The 14,537-nt window shown below is 51.2% G+C and carries 15 protein-coding genes; 8 read left to right on the top strand and 7 right to left on the bottom strand.

Going from position 1 to position 14,537, the window contains the following annotated elements; genetic code table 11:
- Nucleotides 1-240 precede the first annotated feature (240 nt).
- A complete protein-coding gene (locus N9C89_RS13415) occupies nt 241-1,065 on the bottom strand; it encodes an ABC transporter permease (protein WP_263954480.1) in 825 nt (274 codons plus the stop codon).
- 128 nt (nt 1,066-1,193) lie between these two features.
- Here N9C89_RS13415 and cysQ point away from each other — a divergent pair, with 128 nt between their 5' ends.
- From cysQ to N9C89_RS13380, 7 genes are all read left to right on the top strand, one after another.
- On the top strand, nt 1,194-1,991 hold the full coding sequence (cysQ, locus tag N9C89_RS13410) for a 3'(2'),5'-bisphosphate nucleotidase CysQ (protein WP_263954479.1): 798 nt from the start codon (nt 1,194-1,196) through the stop codon (nt 1,989-1,991).
- A 134-nt stretch (nt 1,992-2,125) separates the two neighbouring features.
- The gene (locus N9C89_RS13405) at nt 2,126-3,019 is read left to right on the top strand and encodes a UTP--glucose-1-phosphate uridylyltransferase (protein WP_263954478.1); all 894 of its coding nucleotides are present in this window, start codon (nt 2,126-2,128) and stop codon (nt 3,017-3,019) included.
- A gap of 11 nt (nt 3,020-3,030) precedes the next feature.
- On the top strand, nt 3,031-4,014 hold the full coding sequence (gene galE / locus N9C89_RS13400) for a UDP-glucose 4-epimerase GalE (RefSeq protein WP_263954476.1): 984 nt from the start codon (nt 3,031-3,033) through the stop codon (nt 4,012-4,014).
- A gap of 10 nt (nt 4,015-4,024) precedes the next feature.
- Nucleotides 4,025-5,053, top strand: coding sequence for a glycosyltransferase family 2 protein (locus N9C89_RS13395; RefSeq protein ID WP_263954475.1), 1,029 nt, complete (start codon nt 4,025-4,027; stop codon nt 5,051-5,053).
- A gap of 180 nt (nt 5,054-5,233) precedes the next feature.
- Entirely contained in the window at nt 5,234-6,220 is a 987-nt protein-coding gene (locus N9C89_RS13390; protein WP_263954710.1) for a glycosyltransferase family 2 protein, read from the top strand.
- Nucleotides 6,217-7,917: a beta-1,6-N-acetylglucosaminyltransferase gene (locus N9C89_RS13385; protein ID WP_263954473.1), complete on the top strand. Its 1,701-nt coding sequence runs from the start codon at nt 6,217-6,219 to the stop codon at nt 7,915-7,917. The genes N9C89_RS13390 and N9C89_RS13385 overlap by 4 nt, the downstream gene beginning before the upstream one ends.
- Before the next feature lie 6 nt (nt 7,918-7,923).
- A complete protein-coding gene (locus N9C89_RS13380) occupies nt 7,924-9,345 on the top strand; it encodes a sulfotransferase domain-containing protein (protein WP_263954471.1) in 1,422 nt (473 codons plus the stop codon).
- On the opposite strand, the gene N9C89_RS13375 is transcribed toward N9C89_RS13380, so the two are convergent.
- The 6 genes from N9C89_RS13375 to N9C89_RS13350 form a co-directional block, all read right to left on the bottom strand.
- Nucleotides 9,342-9,806: a PTS sugar transporter subunit IIA gene (locus N9C89_RS13375; RefSeq protein WP_263954470.1), complete on the bottom strand. Its 465-nt coding sequence runs from the start codon at nt 9,804-9,806 to the stop codon at nt 9,342-9,344. The two genes, N9C89_RS13380 and N9C89_RS13375, sit on opposite strands and share 4 nt — an antisense overlap.
- A 37-nt stretch (nt 9,807-9,843) precedes the next feature.
- Nucleotides 9,844-10,419, bottom strand: a complete 576-nt coding sequence (gene hpf / locus N9C89_RS13370; RefSeq protein WP_263954469.1) for a ribosome hibernation-promoting factor, HPF/YfiA family — start codon at nt 10,417-10,419, stop codon at nt 9,844-9,846.
- Nucleotides 10,420-10,670: 251 nt separating this feature from the next.
- Nucleotides 10,671-11,444: an LPS export ABC transporter ATP-binding protein gene (gene lptB, locus N9C89_RS13365; protein ID WP_263954468.1), complete on the bottom strand. Its 774-nt coding sequence runs from the start codon at nt 11,442-11,444 to the stop codon at nt 10,671-10,673.
- A gap of 3 nt (nt 11,445-11,447) precedes the next feature.
- A complete protein-coding gene (gene lptA, locus N9C89_RS13360) occupies nt 11,448-11,951 on the bottom strand; it encodes a lipopolysaccharide transport periplasmic protein LptA (RefSeq protein WP_263954466.1) in 504 nt (167 codons plus the stop codon).
- Between the two features lie 16 nt (nt 11,952-11,967).
- On the bottom strand, nt 11,968-12,570 hold the full coding sequence (lptC, locus tag N9C89_RS13355) for an LPS export ABC transporter periplasmic protein LptC (protein WP_263954465.1): 603 nt from the start codon (nt 12,568-12,570) through the stop codon (nt 11,968-11,970).
- Nucleotides 12,571-12,647: 77 nt separating this feature from the next.
- Nucleotides 12,648-13,259, bottom strand: coding sequence for a ribonuclease D (locus N9C89_RS13350; RefSeq protein ID WP_263954464.1), 612 nt, complete (start codon nt 13,257-13,259; stop codon nt 12,648-12,650).
- A 227-nt stretch (nt 13,260-13,486) separates the two neighbouring features.
- Here N9C89_RS13350 and N9C89_RS13345 point away from each other — a divergent pair, with 227 nt between their 5' ends.
- The gene (locus N9C89_RS13345; RefSeq protein WP_263954463.1) at nt 13,487-13,987 is read left to right on the top strand and encodes a flavin reductase family protein; all 501 of its coding nucleotides are present in this window, start codon (nt 13,487-13,489) and stop codon (nt 13,985-13,987) included.
- Nucleotides 13,988-14,537 lie beyond the last annotated feature (550 nt).

The following is a 14,537-nucleotide window of genomic DNA, read 5'->3' as shown; positions in this document are numbered from 1 at the left end:
GCATCTCGGCTCCGGACTGTTAATGGATACGGGGAGATCCCGTTCCAGCTTCAAGCGGTATATAGGGGGCGCAATTCACACCTGCAAGCGGTTCGGGGGCGGGTTTTTGGCAATATGATGCAAAAAAACTGAGTCAAATCTTACGAATAGGCGACAATACCGGCTAACGGCGTGGAATCCTTTGTTTTTGAGTCATTTCGGGCGGGATAAGGCAATTGTCGCTTGCATTCGGAAACGCGTTTATCGGCCCGCACTCCAGCTAAGGGATGCATGTTTCCGTGTATAGAACTCGCCCATCAACCCAATCATCATCATTACGAGCGTGACCGTCACTGGATAGGAGATAGACGTGACCGTTGCGGTGTAATTGATAAAGGTGAACCCGCGGGATTGGTCGATACAATGAAAGAGCGGGTTCCAATCGAAAAACGGCAGCATCCAGCTTGGTAGCGTTTTCGCGACGAACATTTTGCCCGAGGCGATCATGTTTGCGCGCTGATAAACGGTTGTCGCGATTCCGACGAAATTCGGAAACCAAGGTTTGAGTGCCAGAAACACCATGCCGACGGCAATGCCATATGCCCAGGAGAGCAGAAGCATCGCGAAGGCGCCGGCGGGGTTGTAGATCGTGAAAGGTGTAAACGCGGCGTAGTAGACAAACAGAACAACCAGAACCGATAGCACCTGAATATAGAGCGCGGCGAGCGCAGAGGATGCAATCGCAATGATGGTGTTCATCGGTCCGTGTTTCATCATCGCAGAGGTCGGACCATCAGAGCCGACAACAGAGCCCACGGTTTTGACGTGCGTCATAAACAGGAAAATGCCGGACAGCAGATAGAGCAGGAAATCCCCGCGAATTGAGGAACCGCGCAACCCAAGCAACGAGAACATAACAAAGAAAACCCCGACCAGTACGAGGGTCTGGGCAAGGTTCAGCAGCAGCCCGATTATGGCGTTGCCGTGACTTTTGCGAACCTCTCTGACAGTCGCATGGTAGATCAGCTCCAGAATGCCGAAAGCGACCTGAAATCCGTTTTTCTTTTTTCTTGGTGCCTGAAACATTGTGACCTGAAACGTATAGTTCCTGAAGTTTTACAAGGAATTCTTGCTGTTTCCTTATCAAATGAGCATAAGGGGGCGACTTTTTATAAACAAGTGACCACTCGGTTTTCCTAATCAGGAGCATTGCTTTGAACTTTGACCAACTCACACATGTGTTTCGCCGCCTAGCGCTTGAGGCGGGTGACAAGATCATGGAAATCTACAATTCAGATGATTTCGACGTGAAAACCAAATCCGATGACAGCCCCGTAACCGCTGCTGACGAGGCCGCGGATGCGATCATTTCGGCTGGCATTCGGGAAGCTTTTCCGGATGTGACCCTCATCACAGAGGAGCAATCAGCCTCGCATAGCGAGAAGTCGGACACTTTCATTATTGTTGATCCGCTGGATGGCACTAAAGAGTTCATTCATCGTCGCGGTGATTTCACCGTGAACATTGCTTATGTTGTCGATGGGGTTCCTATTCGTGGTGTGGTCTATGCGCCCGCTAAAAACCGTTTGTTCTATACCCAAGCAGATGGACAAACCGTTGAGGAGACCGGTGCATTTGACAAGGAAGCAATCGGGCCAGTCTCTCCTATTTCGGTGTCCACACCGGATAACACTGCGCTGATGATCGTGGCCTCCAAATCGCATCGCGATCAAGCCACAGAAGATTACATCAACAAATACGCAATCAAAGATAGCCGGAGTGCGGGGTCCTCGCTCAAGTTCTGTCTTGTGGCGACCGGTGAGGCTGACATCTATCCACGTGTCGGGCGCACAATGGAGTGGGACACCGCTGCTGGTCATGCTGTTCTGAATGGTGCGGGCGGCCAGGTTGTGCGGTTCGATGACCATACGCCGTTGACTTACGGAAAGCCGGAGTATGCGAACCCTTTCTTTATTGCCTATGCACCGGGCGTTGAGCTGCAGAAAGCCTAAGTTCCAACTCTTTCTGGAGACAACCGCGCGCAGTCAGCCATTTTCTCTGTAAATCGTATCTTTTTTAAATCCCACATTGTAGTCTGGTCTGTGCAGTACGGCCCAAGACCTAAACTAATTTGGAAGTGTATATTATGAAGCGTAAAGTCACCAAAGCCGTGTTTCCAGTTGCTGGACTGGGAACGCGTTTTTTGCCTGCGACGAAATCTGTTCCCAAAGAGATTATGACCTTGGTTGACCGGCCTCTCATTCAATATGCCATTGATGAGGCGCGCGCTGCTGGGATCAAGGAATTCATTTTTGTCACGTCGCGCGGCAAAGGTGCGCTTGAGGACTATTTCGACCATGCGCCGCAGCTCGAAAATGAGCTACGGAAGAAAGACAAGAAGGCGCTCCTTGATGTTCTAAAGTCGACCAATATGGAATCCGGTGCGATTGCATATATTCGTCAACATAAGGCAATGGGGCTTGGTCATGCGGTTTGGTGCGCGCGTCGTTTGATCGCGAACGAACCCTTCGCGGTGATCTTGCCGGATGATGTGATTGCAGGTGAAAAACCTTGCCTTCAGCAGATGACCGAGGCCTATGAAGAAACAGGCGGCTGTATGGTTGCTGCAATGGATGTGCCCAAGGAGCGGGCCTCTTCCTATGGTATCCTTGATATCGAAAAGGATGGTGGCGATGTAGTTTCGGTCAAGGGTATGGTCGAGAAACCGCCGCTTGGCGAAGAACCCTCCACAACGGCTGTGATTGGCCGATATATCCTTACGCCTGATGTCCTTCGGACACTTAACAAGACCAAGCAAGGTGCAGGTGGCGAAGTGCAGCTAACCGATGCTATTGCCGAAGAGATCAAGCATGGCCGCCCTGTAAATGGACTTCGGTTCGAGGGCGAGCGGTATGATTGTGGCTCTAAGGCGGGCTTCCTTCAGGCAACAGTAGCTTTCGCGCTTGCGCGTGATGAGCTTCGCGGTGAGTTTGAAAGCTACCTGAATGATGTTGTCGCCCAGCGGAATGCGGCTGAATAAGGGTTAAGCACATGCAGAACGTGTTGGTAACCGGCGGTGCGGGCTATATCGGCTCCCATGCCTGTAAAGCGCTGCGGCAAGCCGGCTTTAATCCGGTAACATATGACAGCCTGATCACGGGCTGGGCTGATGCTGTGAAATTCGGTCCGCTGGTACAAGGCGACCTTACGGATCGTGAAAAGCTGGATGCCGTATTTGCGGAGTATAAGCCAGTTGCCGTAATGCATTTTGCGGCGCTTTCGCAGGTTGGCGAGAGCATGTCGGACCCCGGTAAATACTGGCACAACAACGTCACAGGCAGCTTGTCGTTGATCGAAGCCGCAGTTGCGGCGGGATGCATGAACTTCGTGTTTTCTTCGACCTGCGCGACCTATGGCGATCACGACAATGTCACGCTTGATGAGATGTGTCCACAAACGCCAATCAATGCCTATGGTGCAAGCAAACGCGCGATTGAGGATATTCTTGAGAACTTCCGCGAAAGCCACGGGCTGAACCACGTTATCTTTCGCTATTTCAATGTCGCGGGTGCGGACCCCGATGGTGAAGTTGGTGAGTTTCATCAGCCAGAGACCCATCTGATCCCGCTCATGCTTGATGCAATTGATGGTAAGCGCGCCGCCCTAACTGTATTCGGTACGGATTACGATACGCCGGACGGAACCTGCATCAGAGACTATGTGCATGTTTGCGATCTGGTTGATGCACATGTCTTGGGGTTGAAATGGCTTCAGGACGGCAAACCGAGCCGCGTGTTTAATCTTGGGACCGGGAAGGGGTTTTCCGTCCGCGAAGTGATTTCGCATTCTCGTTCTGTAACCAATCGCGAGGTTCCTTATAACGAAGGTCCGCGACGCGCTGGTGATTGTACAAAGCTCGTGTCTGGAAGTGTTCGCGCAGAAAAAGAACTGGGCTGGAAACCAACGCGTTCCACATTGGAAACCATGATCGCGGACGCGTGGCGCTGGCATCAGAACGGTTCCTACGAGAAATAGGTGGGGTGGGGTGTCTAAGGGCTTGATTAACACCCTACGCACCGCGCTTCGTCTGCGCCTCAAGCGCCAAAAATTTATTGTTCGCGCCCTATGGAAGCGACGCGAGCTTCAGGCCGTGGTCGATCGAACTGCCCAGATAAAGCGCGATGAAATCCTCGTCTTTGGTACGATCCGAAATGAGATAGGTCGATTGCCGCATTTCCTTTCGTATTATCGCGCGCTGGGCATACGGCATTTCCTGTTTGTTGATAATGGGAGTGACGACGGCAGCCGCGCGTTTCTCGCCGATCAGCCTGACGTTTCGCTGTGGACGACTAGTGCGAGCTACAAGAGATCGCGTTACGGCGTGGATTGGGTAATGTGGCTTTTGTGGAAATACGGTCATGGCCATTGGACCTTGACGCTTGATGCCGATGAACTTTTGGTGTTCCCGCATAACGAAAGCCGAAGTCTTAGAGACCTTACTAACCATTTGGAATCCACAGCTCGCCGGTCTTTTGGAGCGGTGATGATTGATCTTTACCCCAAAGGGCCGGTGAGCGATCAAACCTTTCAAAGCGGAGACGATCCGTTGAGTATTCTAAAGTGGTATGACGGAGACAACATCCGATACCAAAAACAAATGCCGATGGAGAATTATTGGATTCAGGGCGGCGTACGAGAGCGAGTGTTCTTTGCTGATGAGCTGCGCCGCTCGCCGACTTTGAACAAAATCCCGCTGGTCAAGTGGAGCCGGAGGTTTGCCTTTGTCAATTCAACCCATTCGATGTTGCCAAAACGTTTGAACCGGGTCTACGACCATAACGGAAATACGCCCCCAAGCGGCGCGCTGCTCCACACGAAATTTCTACCTGAAATTACCCGTAAATCGGTTGAGGAGAAGCATCGCAAAGAGCACTTTGCCAACAGCGTGCTCTACGAACGGTACTATGATGCCCTCGCCGAGAATCCAGATCTGTGGTGCGAGACCTCGGTTAAGTATGAGGGTTGGGAGCAACTAGAGAACCTCGGGCTTCTGTCACGCGGAGATTGGGACTAACGCACCGTAACTTCCTCTGTTTACCAATATCTTTGAGCGGACTACTGTAAGAAAAGCGGGCTATTCAATTGGCGCGCAGAATGATGGGTTGAGCCTAATTCCATGTTAAGACATGACGTTTAGGTGTCGAGGAAACCAAGACGCAAAGGGCATGAATTGGGGATTGCCGGATCATATGTGATGGGTGCCAAGCGCCGCCGCCTTAGGGCTCGGGCGCTTCGAAAAAGCTTTGAGTTAAAGCCTGTTGCTAATCGTACAGAGGCGCTGAAGGCGACTGACATTCTATGCTTTGCAACCTTGCGGAACGAGAAAGTCCGGCTTGAATATTTCCTCCAGTACTATCGGAAGCTGGGCGTAAATCATTTTCTGATTGTCGATAATGACAGCAATGATGGAAGCCGTGAGTACCTTGCCGAACAACCGGATGTATCGCTCTGGAGAACACCCAAAAGCTATAAGCGGGCGCAATATGGCGCGGATTGGCTAAATTATCTGCTGTTTCGATATGGGCGTAACCATTGGTGTGTGACTGTCGATGTTGACGAGTTTCTGGTTTATCCGTTCTGCGATACGCGCGGGCTTGGTGCGTTGACCGATTGGCTTGATACTTCGTCGATCAGGAGCTTCTCGGCGATGCAGCTTGATATGTATCCGAAAGGGCCTCTTGATGCTGTGCCGTATCGTTCGGGGCAAGATCCATTCGAAATCGCGAACTGGTTTGACAGTGGCAACTATACTTACAAGATGAACCAAAGGTTCGGAAATCTTTGGATTCAGGGCGGGCCGCGTGCACGCTACTTTTTCCCTGACGAGCCGGAGAATGCGCCCGCGCTGAACAAGATTCCTCTGGTGAAATGGAAGCGCGGTTACGTTTATTGCTCAAGCACACACATGCTTTTGCCGCGTGGTTTAAACCTAGTTTACGAAAGTTGGGGCGGAGAAAAGACAAGCGGATGCCTCATGCATGCGAAGTTCCTTGATAACTTTGAGCAGAAGGCCAAGGAGGAGCTGGTTCGCAAAGAACACTTTTCAAACAGTGTCGAATACCGGTCTTATGCAGAGGGCTCCATTCAAACGCCAAACCTTTGGACCGATTGGAGTGAGAAATACATAAACTGGCGACAGCTCGAAATTCTTGGCCTCATGTCGAAGGGAAACTGGGCATGAGCAGCCTTGGAGTCGTCATGATGGTCCACACCGATCTTCACCGCGCTGCACAGCTTGCGCGGCACTGGTCGGAAGGGGGGTGCCCCGTTGTATTGCATGTGGACCAGAAGGTTCCCAACAAGAGGTTTGACAAGTTCAAACGCGAGCTCGAGGACTTGCCAGATATCCGGTTCTGTAAGCGTCGGCACTGTGAGTGGGGAAAATGGTCGCTTGTGGCCGCATCTCAAGATGCTTCTGAGTTGATGCTTGAGACGTTTCCGAGTGTGCAGCATGTCTATCTCGCGTCAGGGGCTTGCCTTCCGCTTCGGCCGGTCCGTGAACTGGTTGAGTATCTCGAAAAGCGGCCAAAAACAGATTTCATCGAAAGCGCTACGATCCGCGATGTACCTTGGACTGTCGGCGGCCTCGACATGGAGCGGTTTACTCTGAGGTTCCCGTTCTCTTGGAAAACGCAGCGGCGCCTATTTGATAGATATGTTCGGCTGCAACGCAGACTGAAATTCAGACGCAAGATTCCAGATGGGATCACGCCGCACATGGGGTCTCAGTGGTGGTGTCTGACACGGCAAACTCTGTCTGCCATATTGGAGGGTCCCGAGCGCGAGAAATATGATGCGTATTTCAAGCGGGTCTGGATTCCGGATGAAAGCTATTATCAAACTCTCGCGCGTTGCTTTTCTGTGAATATCGAAAGCCGATCGCTGACGCTTTCAAAGTTCGATCTTATGGGCAAACCGCACATCTTCTATGATGATCACCTACCGTTGCTAAAACGTTCTGACTGTTTTGTTGCACGCAAAGTTTGGGTCAATGCGGACAAACTCTATGACAAGTTCCTTTCTAAAGAACGCATTGAAGAGTGCAGAAGCGAGCCAGACCCAGCCAAGATAGACAGGATATTCTCTCAGGCCGTTATGCGAAGAAAAGTCGGACGCCCGGGTCTGGTTAATCAATGCCGTTTCCCGCGCGAGGGGTCGGAGCATGGTCTCTCTGCAGCGCCATATACTGTACTTGAAGGCTTTTCCGATCTGTTTGTCGATTTTGAAGACTGGCTAGAGAAATCCACAACTGCGTGCATTCACGGACATATTTTTGATAAAGAGCGCGCGCAGTTCGCAGGTCGAGGAAAGGTATTCGCTGGCTGCTTGTCGGATGATCCTGTGCTGCGTGACTACGCGCCAACCGATTTTCTGCGAAACCTGATTTGGAACACGCGCGGCGAGAAACAGGTGTTTCAGTTCGGTCCGCGCGATACCCAAGACACAAGCTGGTTCATGGCCAAAGACGTAAATGCGAGCATCATCGTTGTTACCGGCGCATGGGCCGTTCCATTGTTTCATTCAAACCGCAGCTTTTCCGAAATCAGAGAGATTGCCGCCGAACAGCAGCGCATTGAGAGCGACCATGTTGATATCTTGCGCTCCTACTATGCAAAGGCTCGGGTTCAAATTTACACACTTGCGGAATTTGTACAGTCGCCGACAGAACCAATGCAGCGTGTCATTGACGAAATTGGCCCACGTACAATGCGCCGCATAACCGAAGCACCTCGTATGGTCGATCTTACGGGGTTTGGTAAATTTCTTCAGAATTTAAAAAACCAAGGTATGCACCCCTATTTGGTGGGTGACTTTCCGATCGAAGGCATTGAGCGGCCAGGGCCAAAACGGCCCCGCAAACCCTATTTGGTGAACTAGGTATTTATGAAACGAAAGTTCGATTATTTTGTTGTTCTCGCAGAGATGCGAACAGGCTCGAATTTTCTTGAGTCCAATATCAACTCCCTTCCGGATTTAGCCTGTATTGGCGAGGCGTTTAATCCCCACTTTATCGGCTATCCGAATAGGTCAGAGCTTTTGGGCGTTACGCTTCAGCAGCGAGAGCACGACCCAGAGCGTTTGTTGGAAGAGATAAAATCCCAAGAGAAGCTCACAGGATTCCGGTTTTTTCACGATCATGATCCGCGCATCGTTGAGGAGATTTTGCAGGATCAGCGCTGTGCCAAAATCATTCTGGCCCGCAACCCTATCGAAAGCTATGTGAGTTGGAAGATTGCCGTCGCTACAGGGCAGTGGAAACTAACGAATGTCACTCGGCGCAAAGCAGAGAAGATTACATTCGAGCCGGAGGACTTTGCGCGCTATCTGCAAAGTCGTGAGGATTTTCGGGCACGCGTTTCCAAAACACTCAAACGGACGGGTCAAACGCCGTTTTATCTGGATTATGAAGACCTTCACGATATTGATGTGCTGAATGGGCTGACTCTTTTCCTCGGCAGCACCCACAAACTTGAGTCTTTGAACAAGAACCTCAAGAAGCAAAACCCGAAGCAAATTTCAGAGAAGCTTACGAATCCAGAAGAGTTAAGCGCGACACTGGCCTCTCTTGATCGCTTTGGCCTTGAGCGGTTGCCTGACCTAGAGCCGGCACGACAAGCGCGGGTGAGTGGCTATGTGGCGTGTGAAAATGCTCCGCTTCTGTACCTCCCGATTCCAAGCGGGCCGAATGACCGCGTTAAGGCATGGCTTAAGGCTGTTTCGGGAGGCGAAGTTCAATCGGGGTTTAACCAAAAAGAACTTCGGCGCTGGAAGCGAAAGCACGACGGCCACCGGAGCTTTACAGTTGTTCGTCATCCGGCGGCGCGGGCGCATACCGCATTCTGCACCCATATCCTCAATTCAGGTCGGCGCTCCTACGGTCAAATTCGCAAAACTTTGCAGCGCGTTCACAAACTTGAATTGCCCGATGATCCACAAGACGCCGCTTATGATCGCGTTGCTCATCGCGCGGCGTTTGCGGTCTTCCTAGAGTTTTTGAAAGCTAATCTTTCGGGCCAAACCTCGATCCGAGTTGATGGCGCTTGGGCAAGCCAATCAGCGATCATTCAGGGCATGGCCAACTTTGCAATGCCTGATCTCGTGTTGCGTGAGGAAACGCTTGAAACTGATTTGGAGTACTTGGCGTTCCGCACGGGGGCAGAAAATGCCCCGCTTATGGAGCAACGTGAAGATTCGCCTTATTCGCTAAATGACATTTACGACGACGACATAGAACGCGCCGTACGCGCAGCATATCAGCGGGATTATATGGCGTTCGGATTTGGGCCTTGGAAAGCCGGCAACTAGGCTGCGCGGGCAGGAATCTGTTCGGTGAGAATCGCGTGAAGCGTCGCTGGGTCAGAGTTCGCGCGTAGTTTCTCGCAAACCTCTGCATTTCGCATCGTCCGTGAGACAAGCGCCAGCGCTTTCAAATGCTCCACACCCGAATCAACAGGCGCGAAGAGAGCAAAGACCAGATCGACTGGTTGGCGATCAACAGATTCAAAATCGAGCGGACGCTCAATCTTGAGGAACGCACCAACAACAGTGTCGATTCCATCAAGGCGTGCATGCGGAAGCGCAACCCCGTGCCCAACGCCAGTCGGGCCGAGGCTTTCGCGTTCTTGGAGCGCATCAACCGCGTCATTTGCAGATAGACCATAGCCAGCGCAGGCAACCTCTCCCAGATCCTGGAAGAGGCGTTTTTTGCTCGTCACATTGGCAATAACCTTTACGGCTTCGGGCTTTAGAATGCTCGACAGATCCATTTAGTGTCACTTCTGCTCGTTGTGCGCGGGGTGGTCCCTATGTTGTTGCGGCCGGATCGATCCAGCCAATATTTCCGTCTTCTCGACGGTATACCACGTTTACGCCACTGTTTCCTTCATTGCGAAAGACCAGTACAGGATTTCCCGAAAGTTCCATTTGCATTACGGCTTCACCAACTGACAGAGATGCGATTTTAGTTTCCATCTCTGCAATGATGATTGGCTGCAGGCTATCTGGTTCCGAATCCTCTGATCCTTCTGATCCGGCGAGGATATACGAGGAAGCACCCGAAAGTTCAACAGGCTGTGTTCTTTCGCGATGGTGATCCTTCAAACGGCGTTTATAACGGCGTAACTGTTTCTCCAATTTGTCGCCACAACCATCCAGAGCAGCATAAATTTCTGTTGCGTGGGCTTTGGCTGTAACTGTCAATCCTGTTGAAAGATGTACCGTTGCTTCGCACACATATTCATGTGCATTTCGTGAAAAAACGACTTGGGCATCTGTTGGCCGTTCGGCGTATTTATCGACAATTGAACCAAGCTCGGTTTTTACCTGCGACTGTAGTGCTTCGCCGATATCGATCTGTTTGCCGCTGATTTGGTACTGCATTCAACCTCCTAGGTTCGAAAATGATCGCGCACTAAAATATCTAGGTACTGCGCGTTCGGATTAAAGGTGGTGTTGTGATGCACGGCGCGCCTTTGTCATCGCTGGCGGCGCCTAAAGTTCGGCGATCAAAATGTGCCGACCCCAAGACGATATGGGAATCTTTGTGCATCCAGAGTATTGGGCGCTTTATTGAAGCAACTGTCAATAGGGCCCATGTGAAGAAGCTATGTTATGGCCGCTTGAACGAGGGTTTAGAAGACGCGGAAATCGTCTCCAAGATAAACGCGTCGTACATTTTCATCCTGTACCACTTCATCGGCTGTTCCGCTCATCAGCACTTTGCCATCGTGAAGGATATAGGCTCGATCCACGATCTCTAGAGTTTCACGAACGTTGTGGTCAGTAATAAGGACGCCGATATTTCGGGTCTTTAATTGAGCAACGAGTGAGCGGATATCGCCAACAGCGATTGGATCGACGCCAGCAAATGGTTCGTCCAACAGGAGAAACTCTGGAGAGGACGCGAGGCAACGTGCGATTTCGGCCCGCCGCCGCTCGCCACCGGAAAGAGACAAAGCTGATGCGCGGCGAAGGTGGCCAATCGAAAACTCGTTCAACAGCTCTTCAAGCCGCTCGCGCCGTTTGTGCGAGTTTCGCTCTGAAATCTCCAGAATCGACATGATGTTTTCTTCGACGGTTAGCCCGCGAAAGATCGAGTTTTCTTGAGGGAGATATCCGATACCAAGTTTGGCGCGCCGATACATAGGTAAGAGCGTGACGTCTCGCCCATCTACCAAAACTTCGCCACCTTCAGCAGCAACCAAGCCAGCGATGGAGTAGAAGCATGTCGTTTTTCCGGAGCCATTTGGCCCAAGCAGCGCAACAACTTCACCGCGATCGAGCTCCATCGAAACATCACGGATCACCGTCTTGCGCCGATAGCTCTTGCGCAAATTCCGCACGGATAGCCCAGTTGAACCTGCTGCGGATTTGGCCTTGAAGTCGAGGTTTAGTTCGCTGTTCATCAATCAGTTATCCGGCTGAAGGATCGTCTTCACACGCCCGGACATCTGTGCGCGACCAGTATTGAGGTCAACGACCATTCGGTTGCCAGAGGTCGCGTTCTCACCTTGAGTGACGATGACGTTTCCGATCATGATAACCTCGGCGCTATCGATGGTGTACTCTGCAAAATCGGCTTCTGCGGCTTCGGGTCCATTGACGAGAAGAACGTTCTCAGAAGCGATCAGCCGGTTGATTTTACCGCTGGAGTCACTTGCTTGCTGCTCTTCTTCGGTTTTGTACTCAACAATCACCTTTTCGGCGGAAAGCCGCATCTCGCCCTGACCAACGACAACATTTCCGGTGAACGTTGCATCGCCGGTTGTTTGATCGACCTCAAGCAGATCGGCAACGACTTCGACAGGGAGCGAGGCATCGTGTTCAGAGCTTCCGAAAAGAACAGATGTACCTTGGGCAAATGCTGGGCCAATACCCGAAAAGAAAAGCAAAATCGCGAAAATTGCGCGCATTCATGTCACCTAAGCATTAACCTTTAGGGTCGTATATCACCTTCACATCATTTTGGAAAACCAGAAGATACTTTTCCTTAACAAAAGAGAGCTTCATTTTCCCCGCACTCAGATTCCCAAGTGGCCCGTCGGCGGTTACTGGGGTTTGTGTTTCGACGGTGGCATCCGTTAGGGAGGCGTCCATCATCTGAGATCGAACGGTGTATCCCTGTGAGTTTCGCAGAATGACGCCGCCAGTTAGATTGGCTTTCTCTTTGACGCTGTTCAAAACGCCAATGGGGCTTTCAATGTTAACTTGATCGCCGTCTTTAAGGTCGATTGTGGCATAGAGCTGTTCTGTGTGAACAAGTTTGTTGCCTCTTGCTTGATCCGGCTTCGCGGTATCTGCGGTCACAATGATCGCCGCACCATCACGCGTGATGCCCGCGTATTCCGGCGATGTCATGCCTTTTTCGCGGGCGAGTTCTTCAACATCCACTTCGGCATAAGGAATGGCTTTGCTTGGGTCGATAGGTTTGGCAACGAGGAAGACAGTCGAAAGAACGCCAAGCGCAAACAATGGCAGGGCAACTTTCGCAACCGCAACGAAGCGGGAGTATGTGTTGTCGTTTAGAGCCATTGCTGTTTGTCCATACTACGCACGCGCCCAGACTGTCGTCCGCTTAACTCAATAGATAGCTACATCCCGCACTTATACTAGTGTGAAAAGATATCTACGTCTGGCCAACCCTCAAGATCGAGCAAAGCACGCTGAGGTAGGAAGTCAAAACAGGACTGAGCAAGCTCCATCCGACCTTCGCGCTCAAGATTTGCGTTTAGCTTCTCGCGCAGTTTGTGGAGATACAGCACGTCTGATGCCGCATATTCAACTTGAGCCTTGGTCAAATTCTCCGCGCCCCAGTCACTTGATTGCTGCTGCTTAGAGATATCAACCGACAGCATTTCTTGAAGCAGGTTCTTAAGGCCATGGCGGTCTGTATATGTGCGCACGAGTTTGCTTGCGATCTTGGTGCAATAGACTGGAGCCGTAAGCGCACCGAATGCATTGTACATCGCTGCGATATCGAAGCGGCCAAAGTGGAAAAGTTTTAGGACCTCTGGTTCCGTCAGGAGTTTGCAAAGGTTTGGTGCTTCGGTTTGTCCTTTTGCGATCTGAACCAAATGCGCGTTCCCGTCACCGGAAGACAATTGAACAACGCAAAGCCGATCCCGTTGCGGGAGGAGCCCCATTGTTTCACAGTCGATTGCGACAACTGGGCCAAGGTCGAGCCCATCGGGCAAGTCGTTCTGATATACGTTGTTCGGCATAATTCTCTTCCACTCGTTCGTTATCAGCCACATAGGCTTTATTGCCTGTAAACTCAACATAGCAGTTCGGCGCACTATGACTTGTATATGTCTTTCGCGTTCGCCTAATGTTTTGATTAAAGCATTTAGCCGAAACGGATCGACCCGTTGCCGTGCATCATTGAGGTGGAGCCAGTAAAGAACATGACCTGCTACGACGTCCCAAAACTTTCGACAGCTGGTTCTTGATGTCAGATAGCTTTGTTCCAGATGACGACTCCGATCTGAAGCTTCGCGCAGCCTTCGGGCAATTCGCAACAGGCATCACAGTCGTGACCGCGCGTTCCGAGACTGGACCAATAGGAATTACAGTTAATAGCTTCAGTTCTGTCTCGCTCGATCCACCTCTCGCTCTTTGGTCGCTTGCCAAGGATTCATTTCGGGCGAATTCCTTCCTCGCTGCAACATCGTTTGCGATTCATGTCTTGTCGTCAAACCAGGGGCATATCGCGAGACGGTTTGCGCAGTCTGCGGAATCGTTTGATGGTTTGGCCTTCGACACAAATGAAAATGGTGTCCCGCTCCTTCGTGACTGCCTTTCCAGGTTCGAATGCACTTTGCATGAGTCCTATGCGGGCGGAGACCATACGATAATCGTTGGACGTATAGAGAGAGTTTCGCGCGCAGCGGGAAAGCCGCTTTTGTTCTATGGCGGCGCCTATGGTGAATTCCGTCGCTTAGGCGAATGAAGAGTACTCTCTATATATAGCCCCCATACAGCGATCACATTCAGGGTACCGGATTCGAGGTGATTCACGCGCAGATTCTGAGTCTCGTGACGATTCACGGGGATGAATCGCACTGACACGCAGATTCCCGCAACTTTTGTAGGTTTGGGGATGGCTTTAAAGCCGGGATAGCAGAAAACAGAAAGAAAGTTGTTTGGGTAAGTCTTTGTTATCGCATAGTTTTCAATAAAAATGCAAAAAACTTCGCCGAATTTAGAAAAAGGGGTTGCGGCTCCCAGCCAGTAACCCTAAAACCCCCCTCACCGGCGGCGCTGAGGCGCTAACGGGACGCCAGACGAGACAGACTGACGCAGCAATGTTGAAGGACGGATCAGACGGTTTAAATACAAAGAGATGTTGACGAGGCTGGCGGTGCCTAGTAAGTAAGGCGCCCTGGTTGATGTTTTGTCTTCTTGTGGCTATTTGACATGATTAGTATCTGAAGAGATATGTGGGCGGTTTGGTTCATTCGATGGATCAACGTCTGTATATCAACGCTAGTAGGATTTCG

It is taken from the genome of Halocynthiibacter sp. SDUM655004 (genome assembly GCF_026015885.1).
Taxonomy (GTDB): domain Bacteria; phylum Pseudomonadota; class Alphaproteobacteria; order Rhodobacterales; family Rhodobacteraceae; genus Falsihalocynthiibacter; species Falsihalocynthiibacter halioticoli.
This window is presented reverse-complemented; position numbering and strand designations above follow the sequence as displayed.

What these genes read in the sequence shown, in the direction of transcription:
- N9C89_RS13380 (WP_263954471.1), top strand. Translation starts at nt 7,924, where the DNA reads ATGAAACGAAAGTTCGATTATTTTGTTGTTCTCGCAGAGATGCGAACA.
- lptB (WP_263954468.1), bottom strand. Translation starts at nt 11,444, where the DNA reads ATGAACAGCGAACTAAACCTCGACTTCAAGGCCAAATCCGCAGCAGGT.
- N9C89_RS13385 (WP_263954473.1), top strand. Translation starts at nt 6,217, where the DNA reads ATGAGCAGCCTTGGAGTCGTCATGATGGTCCACACCGATCTTCACCGC.
- N9C89_RS13350 (WP_263954464.1), bottom strand. Translation starts at nt 13,259, where the DNA reads ATGCCGAACAACGTATATCAGAACGACTTGCCCGATGGGCTCGACCTT.
- lptC (WP_263954465.1), bottom strand. Translation starts at nt 12,570, where the DNA reads ATGGCTCTAAACGACAACACATACTCCCGCTTCGTTGCGGTTGCGAAA.
- N9C89_RS13345 (WP_263954463.1), top strand. Translation starts at nt 13,487, where the DNA reads ATGTCAGATAGCTTTGTTCCAGATGACGACTCCGATCTGAAGCTTCGC.
- lptA (WP_263954466.1), bottom strand. Translation starts at nt 11,951, where the DNA reads ATGCGCGCAATTTTCGCGATTTTGCTTTTCTTTTCGGGTATTGGCCCA.
- N9C89_RS13390 (WP_263954710.1), top strand. Translation starts at nt 5,234, where the DNA reads ATGGGTGCCAAGCGCCGCCGCCTTAGGGCTCGGGCGCTTCGAAAAAGC.
- N9C89_RS13405 (WP_263954478.1), top strand. Translation starts at nt 2,126, where the DNA reads ATGAAGCGTAAAGTCACCAAAGCCGTGTTTCCAGTTGCTGGACTGGGA.
- hpf (WP_263954469.1), bottom strand. Translation starts at nt 10,419, where the DNA reads ATGCAGTACCAAATCAGCGGCAAACAGATCGATATCGGCGAAGCACTA.
- galE (WP_263954476.1), top strand. Translation starts at nt 3,031, where the DNA reads ATGCAGAACGTGTTGGTAACCGGCGGTGCGGGCTATATCGGCTCCCAT.
- N9C89_RS13415 (WP_263954480.1), bottom strand. Translation starts at nt 1,065, where the DNA reads ATGTTTCAGGCACCAAGAAAAAAGAAAAACGGATTTCAGGTCGCTTTC.
- N9C89_RS13375 (WP_263954470.1), bottom strand. Translation starts at nt 9,806, where the DNA reads ATGGATCTGTCGAGCATTCTAAAGCCCGAAGCCGTAAAGGTTATTGCC.